We start from the raw sequence: 25,724 nt of genomic DNA on the forward strand, positions 1-25,724 counted from the left end.
GTTATGGGCCCGCATCGCCTGCTGACGCATGCGGTTGATCGAGGGGACATCAATGTCACAATCTGGTTCAGAGAAGCTCCGCCCGCCGAGGGCGAAGTCCGAATTGGCTGCCTGCCTGGCGCATTTCCGGCGCGCCTTTTTGGCGGTGGCGGCTTTCAGCGGCCTTATCAACGTGCTGATGTTGTCCGGCTCGGTGTTTATGCTGCAGGTCTACGACAGGGTCCTGCCCAGCCGTAGCGTGCCGACGCTGGTGGCTCTGGTCCTGCTGATTTCGATTCTATATGTTTTTCAAAGTGCACTCGACGCGATCCGCGGCCGGGTGCTGGCGCGTATCGGCAGCGGACTCGACGAGCGCCTGAGTGAGCGGACCTACCGCGTGATGTCGCAATTGCCCTTGGCCAGAGGCCGTTCGGGCGAGGGCATGCAGCCGGTGCGCGATCTCGATCAAATCGGCGGTTTCCTGGCCAGCGGTGGTCCCGCCACTCTTTTCGACCTGCCGTGGATGCCGCTTTATCTCGCGCTCTGTTTTGCCTTCCATCCTTGGCTCGGCCTGGCTGCGCTGATTGGGGCGATCCTGCTTTTGGCATTGACCGTGCTCACGGAGAAAACGGTCCGCCGTCCAGCAACCGAAATGTCTGGATATGCCGGAGCGCGCAGCAATATCGCACTGGCAAGCATCCGCAATGCCGAGGTGCTCGAAGCGATGGGCATGAGATCCACTATGGCCTCGCGCTGGGCGGAAGCAAACGGCAAATACAGGCAGGCGCAGATGCGCGCCAGCGATGTCACGGGTTCATTCGGCGCGCTCTCCCGCGGCTTTAGGATGCTGCTGCAATCAGTCGTTCTCGCGATCGGAGCGTATTTGGTGATCGGCCAGGAAGCCACGCCTGGCATTATCATCGCAAGTTCTATTCTCACCGCGCGAGCGCTGGCGCCAGTCGAACTCGCAATTGCGCACTGGAAGAACTTTCTTGCCGCTAGACAAGGCTGGCATCGGCTGAGCGAACTTTTCAGGGAGTTCCCCGCCACAGAGGATCGCTTGCAGCTGCCGCCGCCGCGGACCGAACTCTCGGTTGAAGGGATCGGCGTCGTTCCGCCAGGCGAGCGCCGTTTTGTTGTACAGGACATTACGTTTTCGCTGAGCGCCGGCTCCGCGCTCGGTGTCATCGGTCCGAGTGCATCGGGCAAATCGTCACTGGCGCGGGCGCTCGTCGGCGTCTGGCCGGCAGCGCGCGGCAAAATCCGCCTGGACGGCGCCGCCATCGAACAGTGGCCGGCTGAGGCACTGGGGCGGCACATCGGGTATCTGCCGCAAGATGTCGAACTTTTCGCAGGCACCATTGCTCAAAACATTGCCCGCTTTGATCCTTCTCCGGATCCGGCAACCATTATCGCGGCGGCCAAGACCGCGGGCATGCACGAAATGATCCTGCGCTTGCCTCGCGGATATCAGACCGAGATCGGCGAGGGCGGCGCATCGCTTTCAGCAGGACAGCGGCAGCGCATCGGACTGGCCCGCGCGCTTTATGGTGATCCTTTCCTCGTTGTTTTGGATGAACCGAACTCGAATCTGGACGCTGGAGGCGAGCAGGCTTTGACCCAGGCGATCCTTGCAGTCAAACAGCGGCACGGCGCGGTTGTCGTAATCGCCCATCGTCCAAGCGCCCTGGCGGCAGTGGACCTTTTACTTGTTCTCGACTCCGGCCGTCAGCACGCATTTGGGGCGAGGGATCTGGTCGTCCGGGGCACGACGCGGAGTGCCTCCGTGGGAACGCTTCAAGCAGTTGCCCCGGAGGCAAAGGCATCAGGATGACGTTATTTCATGATCGATCGTTCTTTGGCGCGCGTAACGGCGTATATGATTCCGCATATTCGTGCCGGAGCGAGCCATCTGGCCGGCGTGAAGGGCAAAATCGGCGGGCTGCTGTTCGTTCGGGCTAACCTCCCTACCGATGTGCGATCGCAGCCGACGCAGAACGACTTATCCCTTCGCCGGTATATGCTTCTTGGCGCCGCAACCGTGGCGCTGCTTGTCGGCGGCCTTGGTGCATGGGCCGCAACGACGGAATTGTCAGGCGCCGTCATCGCTACCGGCCATATCGCAGTGGAATCCAACGTCAAGGCGGTTCAGCATCCAAGCGGCGGCGTTGTGGGTGAGATCAACGTGCGCAACGGCGATGAAGTCAGAGCAGGCGATATTTTGCTCCGTCTCGACGACACGCTTACACGCGCCAATCTCGCCGTCATAACCAATACCCTGGACGAACTCTCGGCGCGGGAGGCACGCCTCACAGCGGAGCGTGAGGATGCCGAGGCGATAGCCTTTTCCGAGGATCTCACCAGCCGCTCCTCTGTTGGACATGTGGCGCGTGTGATCGGCGGGGAGCAGAAACTTTTCGCTTTGCGACGGGGAGCTTACCGTGCCCAAATCGAGCAACGCAGGCAACGGGTGAGCCAGCTCAAGGAGGAGATAGCGGGCCTCGAGGCACAAAGGGCGGCCAAGGAGCACGAGATTGCGTTGGTCCGCGACGAGATCAAGGGCGTCAGGGGCCTTTGGGAAAAGAAACTCGTCCAGCGGTCGCGACTCCTGGACCTGGAGCGGGGCGAGGCTCAGATCGAGGGAGGGCGCGGCCAACTCGTCGCTGCGATAGCCGAAGCGAACGGCAGAATCAGCGAAACAGAAATGGCCATCATCCAGATCCAGCAGGATTGGCGCAGCGAGGTCGCGAAAGAATTACGCGAAACGGAGGCTCGAACCACAGAATTGGCAGAGCGAAAGATCGCCGCGGAGGAATTGCTTAGACAGACCGATATTCGTTCACCCCAGAACAGACGGGTGCATCAGCTTGCGATCCATACGGTCGGCGGCGTCGTCACGACCGGCGAGCCAATTATGATGATTGTCCCGACCGCTGACGAATTGACTGTGGACGCACGCATCGCGCCTCAAGACATCGATCAGGTCCAGCCCGGCCAGCTTGTCCATCTGCGGCTGTCGGCGTTCAGCCAGCAGGTCACGCCGGAAATCGAAGGACATGTAGCAACGGTTTCTCCCGACCTCGTCGAAGACGAGCGGAACGGACTATCCTACTACAGCGTGCGGATCAGGCTTGACGAAGGCAAGCTTGGCTCGTTGGATCCGGAAAGCCTCAAGCCGGGCATGCCGGTGGAGGCGTTCATGCGCACGACCGATCGCACCGTCATCTCGTTTCTGATGAAGCCATTGACCGACCAGATCAGCCGCGCATTCCGCGAATAGTCGCGCAGCTGGGCTATCGCCGTGCCGTGGCCAAAGGCTCCGGGGAACGCAGCGCCGCCCGTGCCGCGATTTTCAACTGTGCGACGTTGCGGTTCAAATTATCCAATCCAGGCCTGAAAGGCATGGAACTGCAGGATGCCCTCCAGCTTCTTGTCGTCGGCCTCGTATTGGTGCCCTTTGCCAGCACACATCGGTCGACGGGCTTTGCGCCCTGACTGGCTAGTCAGCCAATTCCGCTCCGGCGTGGGGTTTTAATCCATGGCATCATCAGACAAACGCCCTATATAATCGCAAGGTTCTGTTTCGTAAGGGAATGGATGGATGTCGCCGCTTCGCCTTTCGACGATCTTGATGTGGGCAACCCTGGCAACAGCGATGCTGTCGGGCGCGGCTGTCTCCGCGCAGAACGTCGCTCCCGCCAATCGCAATACCGTGGTCCTGCAAGGCGAATTGCAGATGCTGGAGAACAGGCTGCGACGGCAGCAATTTCAGCAGCAGCAACAGCAGTTCCGTGCCCAGGATCGCGTGGTCGTGCCGCAACGGCCAGATGTGCCGCAGATGGCGCCTACTTGCCAGTTGCGGCGATCGGGCAGCCGCTTCATCAGCGTCTGCCGCTGATGGCCCGGCGTTTTCATTTATTTAGCTGATATGCTTGAACGCCGCTCTACTTAAAGTAGCAGCAAAGGCGGTTTTGATTTCGCAACGTGCCTTTGCGCTTGGGCACTGCCCTGATTGGATCGTCGGCAATGGCAGCCACCAAGAAGAAGGTCGTGCGCAAGGCGAGGAAGGGCGAGCGGATCCGCCAGGTCGCGGCAATTCCCTTTCGGCTGGGCAGACATGGCGGCGTCGAGGTGATGCTGGTCACCTCGATATCGACAAGGCGCTTTATCGTGCCCAAGGGCTGGCCGATGAAGGGCAAGAGTGGGCGCAAGGCAGCCACCATCGAAGCGCGGGAGGAAGCCGGCGTCCTCGGCAAGACGCTGAAGCAGCCGGCCGGCACCTATTCCTACTGGAAGCGGCTGACGAACCGCTTCGTCCGCGTCGACGTCACCGTCTACCTGCTGGCGGTGACGGAGGAACTGGCCAACTGGCAGGAAGCCAAAAGGCGGCAGCGGGCATGGCTGGCGCCGGAAGACGCAGCCGTGCTTATCGACGAGCCCGAACTTTCAACGCTGCTGAAGAACTTGAAAATTCCCCAGCCAGCGCCCGCTGGCGAACTTGAACCAAGGTCTCATTTGGCGTCGTCCTCTCCCTGAGGGAAAGACCGGACCGGCGTGCCGGTATAGGCCCACAACCATTCGCGCGGCAGTGGTCCTTTGTTGCGGTCGCTCTGTTGCGACTGTTCCCACGCATGCGCCAAGATGCCGACCGAGCGCGACAGCACGAAAAGGCCACGTGTCAGCGGCGGCGGAAAGCCGAGCTCGCCATAGATGACGGCGGTGGCGCCGTCGATGTTGAGCGGGATCTTCTTGCCCTTGCGCCGCGCGACCTCGGCCTCAACAGCCTCGGCGATGTCGGCGAAACGTCCGCTGACGACGCCGCGCGCGGCAAAATCGCGGGTCAGCTCGATGAGACGCGGCGCCCGCGGATCGACCGGGTGGAAGCGATGGCCGAGCCCCGGCACATAGGATTTTTCCTCGGCGAAGAAGCGATCGAGCCGCGACGCGACGGCATCGGCAAGCGTCACGCCTGCGTCCAGTGCCGCGGCGATGTCGCCGTAGAAGGCAAGCGCCTGCTCGCCGGCGCCGCCATGCACGTCGCCAAGCACATTGATGGCTGAAGCCATGGCGCTGTTGATGCCGACGCCGCAGGTGGCCGCCATGCGGGCAATGGCGATCGACGGCGCCTGCGGCCCGTGGTCGACGGCCGCCCCCAGCGCGATACCGAGCAGCGCCGCCTGCTCCTCGCCAGGCAGTTCGCCGCGCAGCATCAGCCAGATCATCGCCGGAAAGCTGACGCGGCCGATCAGGTCCTGGATCTCATAGCCACGCAGCCGGATCACGCCAGGGCGCATTTCGATGATATCGGTCTGCCACCATTCCTCACCGCGCTCGCGGCCGGTTTTTTTCTCAACGTTGCTCATGTTCTCGCGTCGCTCATGCCTGCGCCCTTTTCTTGACGCGCGGCGGCAGACTGGCAAACACCTCGTCCATATGCTCGCCCAGCGCCGGCGGCGGCTTGGTCGGCAATGGTGCTGCACCATCGACCATGAACCCGCCGCGCACGACGGTCAGCGGTCGGTCGATGTTCGGCATGCTATCGAAACGGGTGGTCATGTCGCGCTCGATCACTTGCTGCTCGGCCAGCACCTGCGGGATCGTCAGCACCCTGCCCGCCGGCACGCCTGCGCGATTGAGCGTCTCCTCCCAGGCCGCGGCCGAGCTGTTCGCCAGGGCATCCTCGATCAGCGCCTTCAAGGCGATGCGGTTGCGCTTGCGCGTCTCGCGCTCGGCAAAGCGCGGGTCCGACGCCAGCTCCGGCAGCCCGACCAGCCGGCAGAGCGTGACGAACTGCTCCTGCTTGTTGGCGGCGATGTTGAGCAGACCGTCGCCGGTGCGAAACGTGCCGGAAGGTGCCGCCGTCATGTTCTCGTTGCCCATCGGCTGCGGCTCGACGCCAGCCGTCAGATAGTTGGAGACCGGCCAGCCCAGCGCGGAAAGCGTGCATTCGAGCATCGACACGTCGAGGAAAGCGCCCTCGCCTGTCGTCTTCTGCTTCACAAGTGCCGCCGTGATGGCGAACGCCCCGACCAGCCCACCCAGCGTGTCGGCGACGGGGTATCCGACACGCAGCGGCGCGGTCTGCGCTGTGCCGGTGATGCTCATGATGCCCGAAAGACCCTGGATGATCTGGTCGTAGGCCGGATTATCGCGCATCGGCCCGGTCTGGCCGAAGCCCGAAATCGCGCAATAGGCAAGACTGGGGCGGACCTCTTTCAGCCTGGCATAGCCGAGCCCCAGCCGATCCATCACGCCGGGGCGGAAATTCTCGACCAGCGCGTCGGCGGAGGCGACCAGATCGAGGAACCGTTCGCGATCGGCCTCTTTCTTGAGATCGAGCACCACCGATCGTTTGCCGGCGTTCTGCGCCAAGAACGAAGCGCCCATGCCGGTGCTGTTGAGTTCCGGCGAGCCGCCGAGCTGGCGCGCCAGATCGCCGCCTTGCGGCGCCTCGACCTTGATCACATCGGCCCCGAGCAGCGCCAGCTGATAGGCACAGTAGGGGCCAGCCAGAACGTTGGTCAGGTCGAGGACGCGGATGCCGGACAGCAGATCGGTCATGATGTCACAAACAGGTCAGGCATCGCCCGGCACGTGTTCCGGTCCACGCATGCGCCGGCGTTCGATGTAAGCGTAGATATGCGGCCCAATCAGCCCGATGAACGCCAGCGTCAGCAGCGTCAGCGACAGCGGATGTTTGTAGAACACCGACCAGTCGCCGTTCGAGATGGTCATCGCGCGGCGGAACTGTGTTTCGGCAAGCGGCCACAGGATCATGCCGATGATGACCGGCGCCGTAGGGAAATCGAAGCGCCGCATCAGGAACCCGGCCGCGCCGAGCAAATAGAGGATGACGAGATCGGTCGGCGACTGAGAAATACCGTAGGTGCCGACCGTGGCGAACACCAGGATGCCGGCATAGAGCTGCGGCGCCGGGATTTTCAGCAGCCGCACCCACAACCCGATCAGCGGCAGGTTGAGGATGACGAGAATGATGTTGGCGATGAACAGGCTGGCGATCAGCCCCCAGACCAGATTGGCCTGCGTCATGAACAGCATCGGCCCGGGATTGATGCCATAGCTTTGGAAGGCCGACAGCATGATCGCGGCCGTCGCCGAGGTCGGCAACCCAAGCGTCAGCATCGGCACCAGCACGCCGGCGGCCGATGCGTTGTTGGCGGCTTCCGGCCCGGCAACGCCTTCGATGGCGCCGACCGTGCCGAACTCCTCCTTGTGTTTGGAGAGCTTTTTCTCGATTGCATAGGACAGAAAGGTCGGGATTTCGGCGCCGCCGGCCGGCAGCGCGCCGATCGGGAAGCCGAGCAGGGCGCCGCGCAGCCAAGCCTTCCACGAGCGTGCCCATTCGGCCGCCGTCATGTAGAGCGAGCCCTTCAGCGGCACGATCTCGTCCTTGCCGGCATAGCGGCGCGAGGCCATGTAGAACGTCTCGCCGACCGCAAAGAGGCCGACCGCGACGACGATCACGTCGACGCCATCGAGCAATTGGCTCATGCCGAAGGTGAAGCGCGGTTGCCCGGTCTGCAGGTCGACGCCGATCATGCCGATGACGAAACCGATGAACAGGCTGGTCAGGCCACGCACCGACGACGAGCCGAGCACCGCCGAAACCGTGATGAAGGCCAGCACCATCAGCGAGAAATATTCGGCCGGGCCGAAGGACAGCGCGAATTTGACGACGACCGGGGCCAGGAAGGCGACCCCCAGCGTGCCGAGTGTGCCGGCGACAAAGGAGCCGATCGCCGAGGTGGCAAGTGCAGCGCCGCCGCGGCCGGAACGGGCCATCCTGTTGCCTTCCAGCGCAGTGACGATGGTCGCGCTTTCACCCGGAGTGTTGAGCAGGATCGATGTCGTCGAACCGCCATACATGGCGCCGTAATAGATGCCGGCAAACAGGATGAAGGACGCTTCCGGCGCCACCTGGTAGGTGATCGGCAAAAGCAGGGCGATGGTCAGCGCAGGTCCGAGGCCTGGCAGCACGCCGATCGCTGTCCCCAGTGTCGTGCCGAGCAGGCACCACATGAGATTGACCGGCGTAAAGGCGACCGAAAATCCGTGCGCGAGATGGCCAAGCGTTTCCATGGCTTCAGCCTCTCAACATACGGATAATGGAATCGAGGCCCGTGTTCAGCTGGTTCTCGATGAAGCCGGCGCCGATGTTGACGCCGAGCGCCCTGGCGAAGCCGAAATAGGCGGCAAGCGCCAGGATCAGGCCAAGCAGCACGTCACGCAGCGGATGTCTGCTGCCGAATCCGTGGCAGATGAGAACGAACATGATCACCGAGGCTGCGGTGAAGCCAAGCGGCTGGATCAGAACAAGATTCGCGACCAGTCCGACGGCGACGATGCCCATCGCCTTCCAGTCGGTCGGGGTTTCCTTTTCTTCCTCCGGCTGCCAGCCGCCCCGCAGAGCGGCGACGATCAGCAGCAGGGAAAGGACCGTCATGCCGACCATGGTGATGTAGGGGAAGACGGTCGGGCCGACCTTGGAGTAGAGCGGCGACACCGGAATCGACAGAGTCTGCCAGGCCACTGCGCCGGCGCAGGCAAGAAGCCCGATGCCGATCAGCAATTCGGGCACGGCAAGGCGCGGCCGCGCCGCCTGCTGGTCGCTGGTGCTCATGATCGTCCTCCCTGGATAGCCGGTCTCCCACGGCCGACCTCATCGCAGTTTCACTCGCGCCGGATCGTATGTCCATGCGGCTGGCGAACATCGGAAAGGGGCAGTGCAGACCGCCCCTCTCCGGGGACATCAGGCAAGGCCGAGGTCCTTGAGGATGGCTGCGATCCTAGCCGTGTCTTCGGTGAGAAATTTCGCGTAGTCGTCGCCGGTGAGCAGGATCTGCGTCCAGTTGCGGTTTTTGCATTCGGTGGCCCAGGCTTCACTTTTGGCCATCGTCTCGACCAGCGTGATCATCGCCGCCTTGTCGGCGTCGGAAACGCCCGGCGGTGCGAAGACGCCGCGCCAGTTGAACAGTTCAACATCGATGCCGGCTTCCTTCATCGTCGGTGCGTCGATGCCTTCCTGGCGCTTGTCCGCGGAAATGGCAAGCAGCCGAAGCGCGCCTGCCTTGACCTGTTCGGAGAACTCGCCGTAGCCGGAGATGCCGGCCGCGACCTGGTTGCCGAGAAGCGCCGACAATGCCTCGCCGCCGCCGGCGAACGGCACGTAGGAGAGGTTGGCTGCCGGAACACCGGCCGTCTTGGCGATAAGGCCGAACAATATGTGGTCCGAGCCGCCGGCCGAACCGCCAGCCACCGGCACTTTGGTCGGATCGGCCTTGAGGGCGGCGACGAAATCCGCTGCTGTCTTGAACGGCGAAGCCGCCGGCACCACCAGCGCCTCGAATTCGCCGGTGAGGCGGGCGATCGGCGTGACCTCGGTGAGATTATTGGCCGATTTGTTGGCGATGATGGCGCCAACCATGACCATGCCGGCAACCATCAGCGAATTGCCCTTGCCGTTCCACTGGCTGATGAATTGCGGCAGGCCGACTGTGCCGCCGGCGCCGCCGACATTGGTGATCTGCGAACCGGAGATCAGCTTCTCACTGCGCAGCACCTGGTCCATCGTGCGCGCCGTCTGGTCCCAGCCGCCGCCGGGCGCTGCCGGCACAAAGATCTGGATCTGCGGTGCGTCCTGCGCGAAAGCGGGCGAGAGATGCAACGCTGCGAAACCGGCGGCGCCGGCAGCGGCGGTGCTCGTTAAAAATCTGCGTCTGTTCAGCATGGGGTTCCTCCAATCACGACACCTCCTCCGGTGCCTGCCAGCAACGTAGCCTGAATTCAGACCCGCTCGACAAAAATTCATGCAGTCTTTGCATCGTTCTGTCAACCGGAATGGCATTCTGCTAGACAGAACTGCCCGGATGCGGCACAATTGTTCCGATCGGCCCTTCTGTCCAACTGGGAACGGAACGACGTGGTCAAGCGGACAACCGTAACACAATCCAAGCCTGCGTCGACCAACGGCGTTGCCGCGCTCGATCGTGCGATCGCCATCCTCGACGCTTTCGCTGCTGCCGAGCACTCGCTCAGCCTGGCCGAAATCGCGGCGCGCACCGGCCTCTACAAGAGCACGATCCTGAGGCTGGCGAACTCGTTGCTGCGCGGGCAATTGCTGGAGCGCCTCGACGACGGCCGCTACCGTGTCGGCCCTGCCACCTTTCGGCTGGGTGCCCTATACCAGCGTTCGGTGGTGGCGATCGACATCCTGCTGCCGATCATGCGCGATCTGGCCGAGCGAAGCTGGGAAAGCGTCGCTTTCTATGTCCGTTCGGGCGACGTGCGCACCTGTCTTTACCGCGTCGAGTCCAAGCATCCCATCCGCTACACCATCCGGGAAGGCGACGTGCTGCCCCTGCTGGCCGGCACAGGCGGCCGCGTGCTTGCGGCGTTTTCCGGTCAGCAGGGCGAACCATACGAGACGATCCGCAAAACCTACCATTGTTTGTCGGTCGGCGATCGCGACCCCGAGACGGCGGGCGTCTCGGCACCAGTGTTCGGGCCGGGGCACATCCTGCTCGGTGCGTTGACGCTGTCCGGCCCGAGCACGCGCGTCGACGCGGCCTTTCTGCAGCGCATGAAAAATCCGCTGATCGAGGCGGCCGCGCGCGCCACCCGCGCTTTCGGCGAAGACGCCTCGATGCTCGAACAGGCGGCCCTAAAGGCCGAAGCGGAAGGCCCGGTGCTGAAGCGGCAGGCCTAGAAAGCCTCGATTCGGCCCGATCAGAACCACCGGATGACAGGCCGCAACCCCCTAGGGCTGCCGTTCCAGCAGGATCGTCGCGTCGTCGTGATAGGTGGTCCGCAACACTTCGCTGTAGCCGCATTTGGCCGCGACGCTCAGCGAAGCGGAATTTTCCGGATCGATGATGCAGACAGTCCTTGCACGCCCGAATGCCTCGTCGCCCCAGGCGAGAGCCCGTCCGACGACTTCGCTGGCGAACCCTTGGCCATGTGCGCTCGGGGCCAGCGCCCAACCGGCTTCAGGAACGCCTTCGATCGACGGCACCATGTCGCGCTTCAGATCGTGGAAACCGGCCTCGCCGATGAAACGGCCGGATGCCTTGTCCTCGATCGCCCAGAAGCCGTAGCCCAGCAGCGACCACAGGCCGGCATGACGCAGGAAGCGCATCCAGCTTTCCTCGCGCGTGCGCGGCTTGCCGCCGATGAAGCGGGTGACGTCCGGATCGGCCCACATGGCAACATAGGCATCGAAATCATCGAGCTGGTGTGGCCGCAAGATGGTTCGCTTCGTCTCGATGACCGGTGCACTGGCTGCTCCTGGATTTCCCATAACTCTGCCTCGCGGCGCATGATCGCCGAAAAACCGCCTCCGAAACGATCATGCGCAAATTCAAAGTGTTTCTTTGCCGGTGCCTCATGCATGTCGCCCAAATGTCCAACAAGAGCCAGGACAGGGCAGATCATCTTCCAGCGCGAGAAACGAGGTCGAGGCGCTTCGACCGCGGGAAACTGTGACCTGACAAGCGCGATTTCAGCCGCGCCACGGCATGTTCATGTAGACGCCGCCACGCTTCAATTCGTCCAGCATCTGGTCGAGCCGCTTGTGTCTTGTCTCGGGGCGTTTGGCACGAGCGATCCAGCCGAGATAGTCGTTCTTCTGATAATCCGGTCTGTCATCATAAGCCGCCATCAAACCCTGCTTTGTCAAAGCGGTTCGGATGTCGTCCGGCATTGGGTTCAAGGCGCGTTTCAGTCTGGACATGGTCAAAATTTAGGCTGTCAGGATTTGGCGTCAACGTAGTCGCGAACTCCAGCTCCGGCATGGGAATCTTGCCGAACGATGCTACCCTTCGCATGAATTGATTCAGCGTCCGCTGTGCCGTCCGACGGAGGGAAAAGGGCATGGATACCACCGATCTTCTGCTTGCCATCTTTCATCATCTGCTGGTGTTTTCACTGGCCGGCATCATCGGCGCCGAATTTGTCCTGATCCGCGGCGATCTGCCCGCCGCGACGCTTCGGCGGCTTGTCGGCATCGATCGCCATTATGGCATCATCGCCATGCTGATCATCGTTGTCGGCATCGGACGCGTCATGTACGGCCTGAAGGGTTGGGAATTCTACGTCTACAACTGGGCGTTCTGGGCAAAGATGGTGGCCTTCGTCACCGTCGGCCTGCTGTCGATCGTCCCGACGGTCAGCTTTGCGTCCTGGAGCAGGCAGGCCTCGGCCAGTCCCGGCTTTCAAGTGCCGGCGGCACAACTTGCATCCGTTCGAACTTATGTCCGCGCCGAAGCCTTGATCTTCCTGCTGATCCCGGTCTTCGCCGCGGCGATGGCGCGCGGCTACGCTACTGAATTTCGCTTACCGGTTCGAGCGGCGCAATTTCGACCAGCGGCGCCGGAACATCATTCGTCTTCTCCTCGGCCTTGCAGATGTCGGCGATGACACAGATCGGGCAATCCGGTTTGCGCGCCTTGCAGACATAGCGGCCATGCAGGATCAGCCAGTGATGCGCATGGCGCATGTATTCGTCCGGAATGATCCTCAACAGCCCCTGCTCGACCTGTTCCGGCGTCTTGCCGGGCGCCAGCCGCAGCCGGTTGCCGATGCGAAAGATATGCGTGTCGACCGCCATGGTGTGCTGGCCGAAGGCCATGTTGAGCACGACATTGGCGGTCTTGCGCCCGACGCCCGGCAGCTTGACCAATTGATCGCGGTCGTCGGGCACCTCGCCACCATGATCGCGGATCAGCGCCTCCGACAGCGCGATGACGTTCTTGGCCTTGTTGCGCCAGAGCCCAACGGTGCGGATATAGTCGCCGACCTTGGTTTCGCCGAGAGCCAGCATCTTTTGCGGCGTGTCGGCGACCTTGAACAGCGCCCGCGTCGCCTTGTTGACCCCGACATCGGTCGCCTGTGCCGAAAGCACCACCGCCACCAGCAGCGTGAAGGCGTTGATGTGTTCGAGCTCGCCCTTCGGCTCGGGCCGCTGAACGGAAAAGCGTCGGAAAATCTCGTGCACTTCGGCCGGGCTGTAGCGCGAATCGGACCGCACCGGCCGGGCACGCGGTTTGGCGTTCGCGCCGTCGCGTCGGCCGGGGAGCAGTTCATTTTTGGGTGTAGAGGAATTTTTGGACTTGGGGCTCGTCATCCCCTTCCTATAATATCCCCGCATGAGCGACACAAACGCCTCATTTCAGGCCGACGAGCCATTCTTCCAGGCGTTGCTGATACCGCATCGCTCGCTGGGCAAAACCGGCTTTGCCATCCTGATGGGCGCCCTGCTGTTCGGCTCGTTGGTCACCGGAGCGTTTTTCCTGTCGCGCGGCGCCTGGCCGGTGTTCGGCTTCCTCGGTCTCGACGTCATCGCCGTCTACATCGCCTTTCGCGCCAATTATCGTGCCGCCCGCGCCCGCGAGGAAGTGTCGGTCTCGCGCACCAGCCTCGACATCCGCAAGACCGCGCCATCAGGCAAATCGGAAGCACATCGCTTCAACCCGTTCTGGGCGCGTTTTTCGGTCGCCCGCCACGCCGAAATCGGCATCACCAGGATGGCGGTGGAAGCACAAGGCCAGAATGTGCCGATCGGCGGCTTCCTCAATCCCGACGACCGCGAGAGCTTTGCGTCAGCCTTTTCGCGCGCCCTGGCGACCGCGAAAGCGCGCTGAATGTGAGCGCACCGCCTCGTTCGCGAACCGGTTCTGCAGTGCCTCATAAACGGATAATCGGCCATAAACGGTAATCGGCAGCGTTACTTCTCCCTGCTGGAATGCACCTTTTTGCCACCCCTCGTCGGCTCCTTCCTCGAAGCCAGATCTATCTGGATGCACATGACGAGAAGGCAAGTTTCGGGTGGTGATCGGAGCAGCGAAGGACGATATTCACGATCAAGGAGATGGCCCGATGAACGCACAGACAGCTATTCTGAAGACAGACATCACACCCGAAGGCGGTGACTACGAAGTTGTTCGGCGCGCGATCGAGAAGATCAGCCTTGACTATCGTGACCAGCCGTCGCTCGAGATATTGGCGGAGGAAGTCGGCGAGACACCGACCGGGTTGCAGAAGCTCTTCACCCGCTGGGCCGGCCTGTCGCCCAAGGCGTTTCTGCAGGCGGTCACGCTCGACCACGCGCGCAAACTGCTCGATTCCGGCATGCCGCTCCTCGAAGCCTCTTTCGAGGTCGGCATGTCAGGCCCCGGCCGGCTGCACGACCTTTTCGTCACCCACGAAGCGATGTCGCCGGGCGACTACAAGACGCGCGGCGCCGGGCTGACGATCCGCTACGGCTATCATATCTCGCCTTTCGGCATCGCCCTGATCATGGTCACAGACCGTGGGCTTGCCGGCCTCGCCTTCAGCGATGTCGGCGACGAGCGTGCGGCCTTCGCCGACATGTCCGGCCGCTGGCCGAACGCAAACTATATCGAGGACATGGCCGCGACGGCGCCCTATGCGGCGCGCATCTTCGACCCGGCACTGTGGCGCGCCGACCAGCCGTTGCGCGTCGTCTTGATCGGCACCGACTTTCAGGTCCGCGTCTGGGAAGCCCTGCTGCGCATCCCGATGGGCAAGGCCTGCACCTATTCCTCGATCGCCGCCGGCATCGGCGCACCGAGCGCCAGCCGGGCGGTGGGCGCCGCGGTCGGCGCCAATCCGATGTCCTTCGTGGTGCCGTGTCACCGGGCTCTCGGCAAGTCCGGCGCGCTCACGGGCTACCACTGGGGCCTGACGCGCAAACGCGCCATCCTTGGCTGGGAAGCGGGACAGGTCGGATCCTGAAATCGCGCGCCAATTGTCGATGTCGGCGCCGACGCCTGGAGTTGCGCTGAGAAGCGCGTTCAGACCTGACGCGAATAGATCGCGCGGTCTGGCAAGCGGCGGCCTTACGGAGTAGCTTCCCGCAGTCAGCAGGGAGGCACCACTTGATAATCGTTGTCGGCTCGATCAACCTCGACCTTATCGCCAATGTCGACCGCTTGCCCGCACCGGGCGAGACGGTTCGGGGTTCTGGCTTCAGCACCGCACCCGGCGGCAAGGGCGCCAACCAGGCGCTGGCCGCCGCGCGCGCCGGCGCCAAGGTGCGCATGGTCGGCGCGGTCGGCAAGGACAATTTCGCCAACGAAGCGCTGGCGCTGTTGCGGGACCGCAAGATCGACCTGTCCGGTGTCGGTGAAACCTTCGCTTCGACCGGCACGGCATTGATCATGGTCGCCGACGACGGTGAGAACATCATTGCCGTGGTGCCGGGCGCCAATGATTCGGTCGTCACAGGCGACCTCTCCAAGGCTTTCATGAAGAAGGGCGATGTCGTGCTCCTGCAGCAGGAGATCCCGCTGCAGACTGTCGATGCAGCACTGGACGCAGCACGGGCGGCAGGCGCGGTTACCGTGCTCAACACGGCACCGTTCCGCGCAGAGGCGGCCGCCTTCCTCGGCAAGGCCGACTATGTCGTCGCCAACGAAACCGAATTCGACCTCTATGGCGAGGCGCTGTCGCTGAGCGGCCGCGATCGCCCGGCGCGGATGCGCGATTTCGCCGGGACGACCGGTCGCACAATCGTCGTCACGCTCGGCGGTGACGGCGTTCTGGCCGCCACGCCAGCCGATCTCCTGATGGTTCCGGCGTTGAACATCACTCCGGTCGATACGGTCGGCGCCGGCGACACGTTCTGCGGCTATTTCGCCGCCGGGCTGTCATCGGGCCTGCCGCTCGATCAGGCGCTCGCCCGTGCTGCAGCCGCTGGTTCGCTCGCTTGCCTGAAGCCCGGCGCCCAGCCGGCGATCCCGCTAGCGAAGGACGTCGAGGCGGCGCTCCAAAACCCGCTAACCAGGTGAGAGCCATGCGTCCGGCCACAAAACACGCCGTGCCGCCCGCCGGCGATCTCTGCCGCCTGTCCGCCGTGGATCTTGCCGAGGCGATCCGGCGCCGGCAGTTGTCGGTGAGCGAGGTGGCGACAGCATTCCTCGACCGGATCGACGCGGTAAACCCGCTGGTCAATGCCATCGTCTCGCTGCGCGACCGTGCCGACATCTTGCGCGAGGCGGACAGGGCAGACGCCCATCTGGCGCATGCTGGGCATGCCGGACCGCTGTTCGGCCTGCCGATCGCCATCAAGGATCTCGCGCAGACCAAGGGCCTCAGGACCAGCTTCGGCTCGCCGATCTTTGCCGATTTCGTGCCGCAGGAAGACGATTATTTCGTCGAGCGCATCCGCAAGGCCGGCGCCATCATCATCGGCAAGACCAATGTTCCCGAATTCGGCCTGGGCTCCAATACCTACAACACCGTATTCGGCCCGACACGCAATGCTTTCGACCCGGCCTTGACCGCCGGCGGTTCGAGCGGCGGCGCAGCGGTCGCGCTGGCGCTCGACATGGTGCCTGTCGCCGACGGCAGCGACTTTGGCGGCTCGCTGCGCAACCCGGCCGCCTACAACAACGTCTATGGCTTCCGTCCGTCGCAGGGGCTTGTCCCGGCCGGCCCCGAGCTTGACGTCTTCCACGCCCAGATGGGCGTCGAAGGGCCGATGGGCCGCAACGTGCGCGACATGGCGTTGCTGCTCGACGAGCAGGCTGGCTACGACCCTCGCGCGCCGCTCTCGCATCATAAGCCTGGGTCGTTCCTCGAAGGGCTGCAAACGCCCACGGCCGGCGGCCGCATCGCCTGGTTCGGCGACCTCGGTGGTCATCTGCCGGTCGAACCCGGCATCCCTAGTCTTTGCGAGGCCGCTCTCGGCCGGTTCGCCGCGGCATCCTTTCAGACCGAAGCGCTGGTGCCGGATGTCGATTTCGAAGCGCTGTGGCAGGCCTTCGTGACGCTGCGCCAGGCGAGCAGCGGTTGTGCGCTCAAGGCGCATTACGACGATCCCATGAAACGCACTCTTCTGAAGCCGGAGGCCGTGTGGGAGGTGGAACAGGCGCTGCAACTCACGGCGCCGCAGATCCACGCCGCCACGGTGAGGCGCTCGTCCTGGCATCGAACGTTGCTGTCGCTCTTCGACCGCTTCGACCTGATCGCGCTGCCAACCGCCCAGGTTTTTCCCTTCGATGTGCTCACCCACTGGCCGACCCAAGTGGCCGGGCGTGCCATGGACAGCTATCACCGCTGGATGCAGGTGTCAGCGCTCGCCACGCTGGGCGGCTGCCCGGCGGTCAGTGTACCGGCCGGCTTCGATGGCAGCGGCAGGCCGATGGGCATGCAATTGATCGGGCGGCCGCGCGGCGACATGGCCGTGCTGAGAGCGGCGGCAGCCTACGAGACGACGCTGCCGTGGCTGGCTGGAGCCTAAAATAATCCAGGTCAATGTTGCCGGCGACATCTCCTGCCGGCTTGCAGCCGCGTTACTGTCATGCATTGATCGCGGTCAGCCGTGTCGCAACGCCGCATACTGTTGAGGAAACCATGTCGCTGGAACTCTATGCCACCTATCTCGTCGCCTGCCTCGTCATCATCCTGGTACCCGGACCGACGGTCACGCTGATCATCGCCAACAGCATCCGCCATGGCTCTCGCGCCGGCCTCGCCAACGTCGCCGGCACACAGGCCGGACTGGCGATCATGATCGCCATTGTCGGCATCGGATTGACCTCGCTGATCGCCGGAATGGGCCATTGGTTCGAATGGGTCAGGCTGATCGGTGCCGCCTATCTGATCTGGATGGGTGTGCAGATGTTCCGCTCCAAGGGCAAGCTGAACGCCGACGGATCGGCGAAGACACCGCGCGGCGGCTTCTTCCTGCAGGGCCTGCTGGTGGCGATCAGCAATCCCAAGACGCTGGTGTTCTTCGGCGCCTTCTTTCCGCAGTTCATCGCCCCTGACGGCAACCATGGGTTGCAGATCGGCGTCATGGGCCTCACCGCTATGATCTTCGCCGCCGTATCGGATTCGACCTACGCGCTGGCCGCCGGCCGCGCCGGACGCCTGCTTTCGGCCGGCCGCGTCAAGCTGCTGTCGCGGATAAGCGGCAGTTTTCTTGTCGGCGGCGGCCTGTGGCTGGCATTTTCAAAGGCGAAGTGAGCGGCACTCTTTTCCTTTTCCCCTCGTGGGAGAAGGTGGCCGCCCACGGGTCTTGCCTCCGGCAAGCCCGAGAACAGGCTCCGCGGCCGGATGAGGGTGTTCCAGCTTGGCACCAACAGCTCTCCGGCCAACACCCTGCACGCAGATCCCCCGCCCGCGGCGAGTCACGGGCCTCGCCCGCCCTTCGGGCCACAAGGCCCCACAAGAGGAGAAGGAAGCAGCCCTAAAGCCGGCCCAGCCTTTCCAGCAGCAGCGCGAACAACGCATCGTGGTCGATGTCGCGCATCACCATGGCGTTGCTCGGCCGTTTGGTCACGCCCCACCAGTCGATCACGGTCATGCCCATGGTGAGTTCCGAGGCGGTTTCCACAGCGACGTTGCAGTTGCGGCCCCTGAACAGCTCGGGTTTCAACAGATAGGCGATGACGCAAGGGTCGTGCAGCGGACCGCCGTCGGTGCCGTATTTCTCTTCGTCGAATCGCTCGAAGAATTCCAGCATCTCCGCCGTGGCCGTGCCGACCCTGGTGCCGAGCTTGCGGTAGGCTTGGGTGCGCTTGGCGGTGGTCAGCGCCTTGTGGGTGACGTCGAGCGGCATCATGACGATCGGAATGCCGGATTTGAATACGACATCGGCGGCATGCGGGTCGACATAGATGTTGAATTCGGAGGTCGGGGTAACGTTGCCGCCTTCGAAGAAGCCGCCGCCCATCAGCACGATTTCCTTGATGCGCGGCGCGATCTTCGGCTCGCGGATCAGCGCCAGCGCTATGTTGGTGAGCGGGCCGAGCGCGCACAGGGTGATCGTGCCGCTCTCTTCCTTCATCAGCGTCTCGACGATGAAATCGACTGCGTACTGGTCCTGCAGCTCCATTGTCGGTTCGGGCAATTGCGGTCCGTTGAGCCCGGTCTCGCCATGCACCTCCTCGGCGGTTACCAGTTCGCGCGCCAGCGGCCGGATGGCGCCGGCATAGACCTTGATGTCAGGCCGGCCGGCCAGTTCGCAGATCTTGCGTGCATTCTTTTCGGTGAGTCTCAGCGGCACGTTGCCGGCGACGGCGGTCATGCCGACGATCTCCAGCTCGGCGCTGCCGAGCGCCAGCAATATGGCGACGGCATCATCCTGGCCGGGATCCGTGTCGATGATGATCTTGCGGGATTGGGGCATTTCAATTCCTTGTTTAGGGAGTCTTTTTGGGCGGGGCTTTTGACGGCTTGAACTCGACCGCCGGGCGGACCATATCAAGACCATCGGGAAAAATGCCATCCGGGTTTTTCCGCTTTATGTCGCTCTTGAGAGGACAGTGTAACATGAGTCGAATGACGCCTTTTTCCAGCCCGCTTCTCCTGGGTTTCGACGCCATGGAAAAGACCCTGGAGCGTCTGGCGAAGTCAGGTGACAGCTACCCTCCCTACAACATCGAGCGCCTCAGCGGTGCCGACGGCAAGGCCGAAAGGCTGCGTATCACACTCGCTGTCGCCGGTTTCGCCGAAAACGATCTCGATGTGACCACGGAGGAGAACCAGTTGGTCGTGCGCGGCCGTCAGAACGATGACACCGAGCGCGAATTTCTGCACCGCGGCATTGCCGCGCGCCAGTTCCAGCGCTGTTTCGTGCTGGCCGACGGCATGCGGGTGATCGCGGCGGAGCTGAAGAACGGTCTTTTGTCGATCGATCTCGATCGGCCCGAGTCCGAACGGCTGGTACGGAAAATAAACATATCGGTGAAAGACTGATTTTTATCGATTGCTCTCATGCGAGGCGGCCTTGAACGGGGTCCTCGCTGCACGGAGGCTTAAATGACCAGAACTGACGAAAACCTTATCATGACCAGCGGCGAGTTCGCCCATCTCGGCGAAGGCTCGGTCGCCTATCTCAGGAAAATCTCGAGCGACGATCTGCGCGGCCGTTTCCCGGGCCTCGGCGAAATCGCGCCCGGGCTGGAACTTTGGGCCCTGTTTGCCGCCAACGGCCAGCCGATCCTTCTTTCGGACGCTCGCGAGCGGGCGCTGGCCGGCGCCCTGGAAAACGATCTGACCCCCGTCGCAATCCACTAAGTCGCCATCCACTAACAATAGGCGCAGCGATCTGGTTAGAACGGACAGGGCCGCTCGCGGCGGCCCTTTTACCGAACTGATCGAAAAAATCAGGCCGCGTGCGAGGCTTGTGTATCCGATAAAAGCGCATGGATCGCGGCGGCGTCGCGGGTGCCCCTGATCTTGGCCACCGTGTCGGCGTCGCGCAGCACCCGCGCGATGCGCGACAGCGCCTTGAGATGGTCGGCGCCGGCGCCTTCGGGCGCCAAAAGCAGGAACACCAGATCGACCGGCTGGTCGTCCAGCGCCTCGAAATCGACCGGCGTCTCCAGCCGGGCGAAAACCCCCGCGATCCGCTTCACCCCGGCCAGCTTGCCATGCGGAATGGCAATGCCGTTGCCGACACCGGTCGAGCCCAGGCGTTCACGCTGCAGGATGGTGTCGAACACCTCCCGTTCCGGAATGCCGGCAATTGCCGCCGCCCGTTCGGACAGCATTTGCAGCAGTTGCTTCTTGGAGTTCGCCTTCAACGCCGGCAAGATTGCCGGAACGTTGATAAGATCGCTCAGGTCCATACTTGAAATCCCTTGTTCGCCTGCCGTCGCCAGCCCTCACTCTCGCGTGCGGCTGGTGCCTTATCCCAGTGCGGCCTTGGCCGTCAGCCCAGTGCGGCCTTGGCCGTCAGCCCTGCGCGACCTTGGTCGTAGACGGGTCGATCCAGCCGATGTTTCCGTCCGGCCGACGATAGACGATATTGAGATGCTCGTTTCCGGCGTTGCGGAAGACGAGGACCGGGCTGTCCTTGGTGTCGAGTTCGATCACGGCTGACGCCACCGACATGGTCCGCAGCGTCATGGTTGATTCGGCGACGATGGCTGGCGCGAAATTCTCCGGCATTTCCTCGTCATCGTCGGCAAGCGGCGCCATCACCGTATAGGCAACGTCGGTGGGTTCGCCATTGGCGTTGCCTGAATTATGTGACTTCAGCCGACGCTTGTAGCGGCGAAGGCGGGTCTCGAGGCGATCCGCCGCCGCCTCGAAAGCGAGCGTCGGGTCCTGCGCTTCACCGGTGGCCTGCAGCGAAGCGCCGGAATCCAGCCGGATCATGCAATCGGCCGTGTAGCGCGACCCCGATTTGACGACTACAATTTGCCCTGAAAAGCCCCGATCGAAATATTTCCCGATCACTTCTCCGACACGGTCGTTGATGCGCGTACGGAACGCATCGCCGATATCCATGTGTTTTCCTGATATGCGCAGCGTCATCTGAATACTGACCTTCCTTGCTCAGGCTTCAAACTGTCACGAGTTTATACCCGTGGTCTGAGCGCACAAGCTTTGCGGCGTCACTTGCGCCGATTTTAAATCCGAACTTTTCCGATTGATCACAAGCCGCCTTCTTGACCGTCCCGTGGCCAACGTCGTGACGGACCATCCGCATGCGGGCAGTAGCCCGTCCCATGCGGGCGGGCTTCTAGCCACTTCATTGCGGCTTGTCAATGAAGTGCGAAAGCTGAGGAAATTCCGTCGGAGATCAACGTCCGGCGCTGGCCAAAGCGCGTTTTTCACGCCGCCGCTGCACCGACGAGGGAATATTCATGCCCTCCCGATACTTGGCGACCGTGCGCCTGGCGATATCGACGCCGCTTTCCCGCAACATATCCACAATGGCGTCGTCGGAAAGCACGTCGGCAGGTTTCTCCTCGTCGATCAACTGCTTGATGCGGTCGCGCACCGCTTCAGACGAATGCGCGTCACCGCCACCCGACGAGGCGATCGAGGCGGTGAAGAAATAGCGCAGTTCGAACACGCCGCGCGGCGTCAGCATGTATTTGTTGGCGGTGACCCGGCTGACGGTCGATTCGTGCATGCCGATGGCGTCGGCCACCGTGCGCAGGTTGAGCGGCCTCAGGTGACGCACGCCATGGACGAGGAAGGCGTCCTGCTGGCGCACGATTTCTGAGGCAACCTTGAGGATAGTCTTCGCCCGCTGATCGAGGCTGCGCGTCAGCCAATTGGCGTTTTGCAGGCATTCCGCCAGGAAATCCTTTTCCGTCTGATTTTTCGCATGCGGCGAAACCCGGGCGAAATAGATATGGTCGACCAGCACGCGCGGCAGCGTTTCGGGGTTGAGTTCGATCACCCAGCTCCCGTCATTGGCCGCACGCACTTCGACATCGGCGATGATCGCGTCGCTGGCGCCGCCCGAAAACGCCATCCCCGGGCGCGGATCGAGCGCACGTATCTCGGCCAGCATGTCGAGCAGATCCTCCTCATCGACCCCACAAATCCGTTTCAGGGTCTGGAAATCGCGCCGGGCCAAGAGTTCGAGATTGGCAATCAAAGTCTTCATCGCAGGGTCGAGACGGTCGCGGACGGCAAGCTGCAGCGACAGGCATTCGGCAAGGTCGCGGGCAAAGAGGCCGGTGGGCTCGAATGTCTGGCAGACCGCGAGCGAATTCGCCACCGCCGCTCTGTCGGTGCCGAGACGGGTGGCGATCTCAGCCATGTCGGCGCGCATGTAGCCGGCCTCGTCAAGGCCGTCGGCCAGTTCGCTGGCGATCAGGCGTGCTGCCGGGTCGGCGAAGGCAAGCGCAACCTGCTCGGCGACATGCTCGCGCAGCGTGATGGCTCCGGCCGCCATGTCTCCGACGTCAAAACCGTCGGAAGAGGATGCGGAACCGTTGCCGGATGCCGATTTCCACTGGGCCGTCAGGTCGGGACCGAGTCGCTCGCTGGTGCCGGGGTCGTCGGGAAACAGGTTTTCCAGCGAAGTATCGAGCTTTTCCGAGATCGCCTCGGCGGTCCACGCCGTTTCCTTCTCGAACCAGTCGCCGGCGGTGGCCGTTTCCGGCGCGGCATCGATCTTCTGCGCCTGGTCGCTGACGGCATCGTCCTGCGGCTCGGCGCGCTCGAGCAAAGGATTGCGCTCGATCTCGTCGTCGATGAAGCGTTCCAGCTCGATGTGGGTGAACTGCAGCAGCCGTATCGACTGCATGAGTTGCGGCGTCATCACCAGCGACTGGGACTGTCGTAGCTGTAGTTTTGCCGCCAACGCCATGGTTCGGTTTCAAATGCCCTGTCTACGCATCCGGACTGCCGGAAGGAGTTCGGCATAGAAACTGGCCCGGCTTTTGCTTGTCAAGGCGACGGCGATCAAAACTCGCCTGTCCGTGCGTATTCCGACGAGAAATCGAAGAAAAAGCTCTGTCTCGCGTCAAAAACCGCGTCTGGACAGAAATTTTCACGCTTAGAGTGTAAACCCCTCACCGAGATAAAGCCGCCGCACATCCGGGTTTGCGACCACTTCGTCGGCCCGGCCATGAGTCAACACCTGGCCGGCATGGATGATGTAGGCGCGGTCGATCAGGCCGAGCGTCTCGCGGACATTGTGATCGGTGATGAGCACGCCGATGCCACGCGCCGTCAGATGGCGCACCAGTTGCTGGATGTCGGCGACGGCGATCGGATCGATGCCAGCGAAAGGCTCGTCGAGCAGCATGTATGCGGGGCGGGTCGCCAGGGCGCGCGCGATTTCAAGGCGCCGCCGCTCGCCGCCGGAAAGCGACAGCGACGGGGCCTTGCGCAGATGGCTGATATGAAACTCCTCGAGCAGTTCGTCGAGAATGCGTTCGCGCTCCTTGCGGCTCTTTTCGACCACTTCGAGCACGGCACGGATGTTTTGCTCGACGCTCAAGCCGCGAAAGATCGACGCCTCCTGAGGAAGGTAGCCGATGCCAAGGCGGGCGCGGCGGTACATCGGCATGGAGGTGACATCGAAGCCGTCGATTTCGATCGTGCCTTCGTCGACCGGCACCAGGCCCGTGACCATGTAGAAGCAGGTGGTCTTGCCGGCGCCGTTGGGGCCGAGCAGTCCGACCGCCTCACCGGCGCGCACGCCGATCGTCACGCCGCTGACGACTTTGCGGCCCTTGTAGCTCTTGGTCAGCCCTTTGGCGATCAGGGTTCCCTTGAATTTTACCTGATCGAGGTTAACCGCGGCCGGTGCCGCAAGTTTGCTGGCGGCGCGTCCTGGAAGACGCGCCAACAGCGATGCTACGTCGACCATCAGGGGTTCGCCGCTCCCGACTTCGGCGGCGTGATCGACATCATGACGCGTCCACCGCCGCAGGGGTCGACCTGGGCCAGACCGCTCTTCATCTGCACGGTCAGCTTGCAGCCGACCAGTACATTGTCGCCTTGCGAGAGCACGACCTTGCTGCCTGAAAGCACCAGCACTTCCGTCTTCATGTCGAAGGTGCCGCTGTCGCCCGTGGCGACCTGGTCGTCCGATTTGATATAGACCTTGTTGGCGACCTCCAGACGGTCGATGTCGGCCGAGCCCGTCATCGCGGCACCCGAGGCCTGCTCACCCTTGGCGGCAGCGTCCGGGTCCTTGACGTAATAGACCGTCATCTTGCCGGCCTTGAGCAAGGTCGGACCCTGGACCACGTTTACATTGCCGGTGAACACGGCGACGCTGTCCGCCTGGCGGACCTCGAGCTTGTCGCTTTCGATCTGGATGGGCTTGTCGCCGGACAGTTTGAGGCCCGACAGCTGGCTGGTGGTCCTGGACTGCGCCAGAGCCGGCGTCGCCGCCAAAGCCAGCCCCAGGGCGGCCAGCCCTACGGCCGGCAACGCCGAAGCCGCGGCCACGAGCCGTGTCGAACTACTGAACCGCATTGGATTCTCCGCTCATTGCATCTGCCGCCTTCAAGCTGGCCGGATCGATGTTGACACGCACTCTGTTCTCGAAAACCACGATCTTGCCGTTGTCCTGGACAGACATCGAATCCGCGGTAATCCGCGACCCGCCACGGCTGACGTCGACCGGATCGTTCGTCTTCATAGTGCCTTTGCCCATGTCGAGAAAGACCGATTTGAACTTTGCCGCCAGGCCATCTGTGGTGGTTATGGTGACATCGCTGGTCAGGCTCATCGTGTTGCCATCGCGATTGAAGCTACCGTGCGGGGCATTGATGGCCGCCACATTGTCGGTTGATATCGGCAGCTTGGCGTCGATGCCCTCCAGATTGATGATGCCTTGCTGGCTCACGTCCTGTATGGCGCGCAAAGCCGTCATGGAATAGGGCAGTTTCTGCTTGGTGAACCCGTTGAGCTTGGGGTTGGCCATCACCAGTTTGCCGTTGGCGAACGCGCTGGCATCGGCCTGGACCTGGATCGAGCCAGGCGCCACGAGATAGGAATAGACTGGGACGGCGACCGCGATCGCGGCAGCGGCCAGCGGCACCGTCAGCTTCAAGATACGCACGCGGCGCGAGTGGCGCTGGGCGATGCCGAAGGCGTCGACTCGCGCCGGGCCTACGTCCGGGGGAGCCAACCCCGTCTCGGTGTTGGTCGGTTCGATCGGTCGCGCTAACATAACTGCTTTCTTCTAAACCCCTGCCGCCAAGCACCCCTATAGGTGGGATGCCGGCGCCCTCAAGCAAGCACAAGCGGAGGAAAACCGCAAAAGTGTGACGGTTGCTGTTGCACAAACGAAAATGAAACCGGCACAACTTGCACGTCATACCAGATACGGGCGGACAGCGTTAGGGGCTGTGGATTGTCTTTTACGTTCTCTCGAAACGCCGTCTCGCCAACGTCGAGACCTTGTCTTTGGCGCAAGCTCGTCAGGAATCGGTAGCCGGGCGCGGGCGGTTGCTTTAAAAGCATCTGCTCCCACCGACTATGAGGCTGAC

At 62.9% G+C, this 25,724-nt stretch carries 28 protein-coding genes; 13 read left to right on the forward strand and 15 right to left on the reverse strand.

Features of this window, described 5'->3' with window-relative positions; genetic code table 11:
- Nucleotides 1–52 precede the first annotated feature (52 nt).
- From AC0L15_RS09835 to AC0L15_RS09850, 4 genes are all read left to right on the forward strand, one after another.
- On the forward strand, nucleotides 53–1,813 hold the full coding sequence (locus tag AC0L15_RS09835) for a type I secretion system permease/ATPase (RefSeq protein WP_473496287.1): 1,761 nt from the start codon (nucleotides 53–55) through the stop codon (nucleotides 1,811–1,813).
- Between the two features lie 9 nt (nucleotides 1,814–1,822).
- Nucleotides 1,823–3,259, forward strand: a complete 1,437-nt coding sequence (locus AC0L15_RS09840; RefSeq protein ID WP_287245971.1) for an HlyD family type I secretion periplasmic adaptor subunit — start codon at nucleotides 1,823–1,825, stop codon at nucleotides 3,257–3,259.
- A gap of 321 nt (nucleotides 3,260–3,580) precedes the next feature.
- The gene (locus AC0L15_RS09845; protein ID WP_287245970.1) at nucleotides 3,581–3,877 is read left to right on the forward strand and encodes a hypothetical protein; all 297 of its coding nucleotides are present in this window, start codon (nucleotides 3,581–3,583) and stop codon (nucleotides 3,875–3,877) included.
- Nucleotides 3,878–4,005: 128 nt separating this feature from the next.
- Nucleotides 4,006–4,515, forward strand: a complete 510-nt coding sequence (locus tag AC0L15_RS09850; protein ID WP_128173503.1) for an NUDIX hydrolase — start codon at nucleotides 4,006–4,008, stop codon at nucleotides 4,513–4,515.
- Here the strand turns inward: AC0L15_RS09850 and AC0L15_RS09855 are convergent.
- The 5 genes from AC0L15_RS09855 to AC0L15_RS09875 all read right to left on the reverse strand — a co-directional run bounded on the left by AC0L15_RS09855 (nucleotide 4,491) and on the right by AC0L15_RS09875 (nucleotide 9,727).
- Nucleotides 4,491–5,342 (reverse strand): citryl-CoA lyase, encoded by an 852-nt coding sequence (locus AC0L15_RS09855; RefSeq protein ID WP_023797466.1) that lies wholly within the window; start codon nucleotides 5,340–5,342, stop codon nucleotides 4,491–4,493. The two genes, AC0L15_RS09850 and AC0L15_RS09855, sit on opposite strands and share 25 nt — an antisense overlap.
- Nucleotides 5,343–5,355: 13 nt before the next feature.
- On the reverse strand, nucleotides 5,356–6,540 hold the full coding sequence (locus AC0L15_RS09860; protein WP_128169899.1) for a CaiB/BaiF CoA transferase family protein: 1,185 nt from the start codon (nucleotides 6,538–6,540) through the stop codon (nucleotides 5,356–5,358).
- Between the two features lie 15 nt (nucleotides 6,541–6,555).
- Nucleotides 6,556–8,079, reverse strand: a complete 1,524-nt coding sequence (locus AC0L15_RS09865) for a tripartite tricarboxylate transporter permease (protein WP_128247366.1) — start codon at nucleotides 8,077–8,079, stop codon at nucleotides 6,556–6,558.
- A 4-nt stretch (nucleotides 8,080–8,083) separates the two neighbouring features.
- The gene (locus AC0L15_RS09870) at nucleotides 8,084–8,620 is read right to left on the reverse strand and encodes a tripartite tricarboxylate transporter TctB family protein (RefSeq protein ID WP_077379464.1); all 537 of its coding nucleotides are present in this window, start codon (nucleotides 8,618–8,620) and stop codon (nucleotides 8,084–8,086) included.
- A 129-nt stretch (nucleotides 8,621–8,749) separates the two neighbouring features.
- Nucleotides 8,750–9,727 (reverse strand): Bug family tripartite tricarboxylate transporter substrate binding protein, encoded by a 978-nt coding sequence (locus AC0L15_RS09875; protein WP_091595596.1) that lies wholly within the window; start codon nucleotides 9,725–9,727, stop codon nucleotides 8,750–8,752.
- A gap of 192 nt (nucleotides 9,728–9,919) precedes the next feature.
- On the opposite strand from AC0L15_RS09875, the gene AC0L15_RS09880 reads away from it, so the two are divergent.
- Nucleotides 9,920–10,705 (forward strand): IclR family transcriptional regulator, encoded by a 786-nt coding sequence (locus tag AC0L15_RS09880; protein WP_128169896.1) that lies wholly within the window; start codon nucleotides 9,920–9,922, stop codon nucleotides 10,703–10,705.
- 51 nt (nucleotides 10,706–10,756) lie between these two features.
- Here the strand turns inward: AC0L15_RS09880 and AC0L15_RS09885 are convergent, their stop codons facing one another.
- Together AC0L15_RS09885 and AC0L15_RS09890 are read right to left on the reverse strand one after the other, a co-directional pair.
- Entirely contained in the window at nucleotides 10,757–11,296 is a 540-nt protein-coding gene (locus AC0L15_RS09885) for a GNAT family N-acetyltransferase (protein WP_128169895.1), read from the reverse strand.
- 201 nt (nucleotides 11,297–11,497) lie between these two features.
- Nucleotides 11,498–11,728, reverse strand: a complete 231-nt coding sequence (locus tag AC0L15_RS09890) for a YdeI/OmpD-associated family protein (RefSeq protein ID WP_287319468.1) — start codon at nucleotides 11,726–11,728, stop codon at nucleotides 11,498–11,500.
- 140 nt (nucleotides 11,729–11,868) lie between these two features.
- On the opposite strand from AC0L15_RS09890, the gene AC0L15_RS09895 reads away from it, so the two are divergent.
- A complete protein-coding gene (locus AC0L15_RS09895) occupies nucleotides 11,869–12,414 on the forward strand; it encodes a DUF2214 family protein (protein ID WP_287245969.1) in 546 nt (181 codons plus the stop codon).
- Here the strand turns inward: AC0L15_RS09895 and nth are convergent.
- Nucleotides 12,317–13,120, reverse strand: a complete 804-nt coding sequence (gene nth / locus AC0L15_RS09900; protein WP_287245967.1) for an endonuclease III — start codon at nucleotides 13,118–13,120, stop codon at nucleotides 12,317–12,319. The genes AC0L15_RS09895 and nth overlap by 98 nt on opposite strands.
- Before the next feature lie 22 nt (nucleotides 13,121–13,142).
- Between nth and AC0L15_RS09905 the strand changes: the two genes are divergently transcribed.
- From AC0L15_RS09905 to AC0L15_RS09925, 5 genes are all read left to right on the forward strand, one after another.
- Nucleotides 13,143–13,637: a DUF2244 domain-containing protein gene (locus tag AC0L15_RS09905; RefSeq protein WP_091595586.1), complete on the forward strand. Its 495-nt coding sequence runs from the start codon at nucleotides 13,143–13,145 to the stop codon at nucleotides 13,635–13,637.
- A gap of 235 nt (nucleotides 13,638–13,872) precedes the next feature.
- Entirely contained in the window at nucleotides 13,873–14,751 is an 879-nt protein-coding gene (locus AC0L15_RS09910) for a methylated-DNA--[protein]-cysteine S-methyltransferase (RefSeq protein WP_287064728.1), read from the forward strand.
- A 143-nt stretch (nucleotides 14,752–14,894) separates the two neighbouring features.
- Entirely contained in the window at nucleotides 14,895–15,806 is a 912-nt protein-coding gene (locus tag AC0L15_RS09915) for a ribokinase (RefSeq protein WP_287245962.1), read from the forward strand.
- Nucleotides 15,807–15,811: 5 nt separating this feature from the next.
- On the forward strand, nucleotides 15,812–17,260 hold the full coding sequence (locus AC0L15_RS09920) for an amidase (protein WP_287245960.1): 1,449 nt from the start codon (nucleotides 15,812–15,814) through the stop codon (nucleotides 17,258–17,260).
- Nucleotides 17,261–17,373: 113 nt separating this feature from the next.
- Nucleotides 17,374–17,988 (forward strand): LysE family translocator, encoded by a 615-nt coding sequence (locus tag AC0L15_RS09925; protein ID WP_023797453.1) that lies wholly within the window; start codon nucleotides 17,374–17,376, stop codon nucleotides 17,986–17,988.
- Nucleotides 17,989–18,211: 223 nt separating this feature from the next.
- On the opposite strand, the gene AC0L15_RS09930 is transcribed toward AC0L15_RS09925, so the two are convergent.
- Nucleotides 18,212–19,153: a nucleoside hydrolase gene (locus AC0L15_RS09930; RefSeq protein WP_027153059.1), complete on the reverse strand. Its 942-nt coding sequence runs from the start codon at nucleotides 19,151–19,153 to the stop codon at nucleotides 18,212–18,214.
- 143 nt (nucleotides 19,154–19,296) lie between these two features.
- Between AC0L15_RS09930 and AC0L15_RS09935 the strand changes: the two genes are divergently transcribed.
- Both AC0L15_RS09935 and AC0L15_RS09940 read left to right on the forward strand, forming a co-directional pair.
- Entirely contained in the window at nucleotides 19,297–19,722 is a 426-nt protein-coding gene (locus AC0L15_RS09935) for an Hsp20 family protein (RefSeq protein ID WP_023797450.1), read from the forward strand.
- A gap of 63 nt (nucleotides 19,723–19,785) precedes the next feature.
- Nucleotides 19,786–20,043, forward strand: coding sequence for a BQ00720 family protein (locus AC0L15_RS09940; protein WP_023797449.1), 258 nt, complete (start codon nucleotides 19,786–19,788; stop codon nucleotides 20,041–20,043).
- Nucleotides 20,044–20,132: 89 nt separating this feature from the next.
- On the opposite strand, the gene ptsN is transcribed toward AC0L15_RS09940, so the two are convergent.
- The 6 genes from ptsN to lptC all read right to left on the reverse strand — a co-directional run bounded on the left by ptsN (nucleotide 20,133) and on the right by lptC (nucleotide 25,405).
- Complete coding sequence (gene ptsN, locus AC0L15_RS09945) at nucleotides 20,133–20,597, reverse strand: PTS IIA-like nitrogen regulatory protein PtsN (RefSeq protein WP_023797448.1); 465 nt, start codon at nucleotides 20,595–20,597, stop codon at nucleotides 20,133–20,135.
- 106 nt (nucleotides 20,598–20,703) lie between these two features.
- Complete coding sequence (gene hpf / locus AC0L15_RS09950) at nucleotides 20,704–21,288, reverse strand: ribosome hibernation-promoting factor, HPF/YfiA family (RefSeq protein ID WP_023797447.1); 585 nt, start codon at nucleotides 21,286–21,288, stop codon at nucleotides 20,704–20,706.
- A 268-nt stretch (nucleotides 21,289–21,556) separates the two neighbouring features.
- Nucleotides 21,557–23,083, reverse strand: coding sequence for an RNA polymerase factor sigma-54 (rpoN, locus tag AC0L15_RS09955; RefSeq protein ID WP_287245958.1), 1,527 nt, complete (start codon nucleotides 23,081–23,083; stop codon nucleotides 21,557–21,559).
- 189 nt (nucleotides 23,084–23,272) lie between these two features.
- Entirely contained in the window at nucleotides 23,273–24,091 is an 819-nt protein-coding gene (lptB, locus tag AC0L15_RS09960) for an LPS export ABC transporter ATP-binding protein (protein ID WP_027153062.1), read from the reverse strand.
- A complete protein-coding gene (locus AC0L15_RS09965; RefSeq protein WP_128247355.1) occupies nucleotides 24,091–24,705 on the reverse strand; it encodes an LptA/OstA family protein in 615 nt (204 codons plus the stop codon). Before AC0L15_RS09965 ends, lptB begins: the two co-directional genes overlap by 1 nt.
- Entirely contained in the window at nucleotides 24,692–25,405 is a 714-nt protein-coding gene (gene lptC, locus AC0L15_RS09970; RefSeq protein WP_287245956.1) for an LPS export ABC transporter periplasmic protein LptC, read from the reverse strand. Before lptC ends, AC0L15_RS09965 begins: the two co-directional genes overlap by 14 nt.
- Nucleotides 25,406–25,724 lie beyond the last annotated feature (319 nt).

This window comes from Mesorhizobium sp. WSM4846 (genome assembly GCF_055811415.1).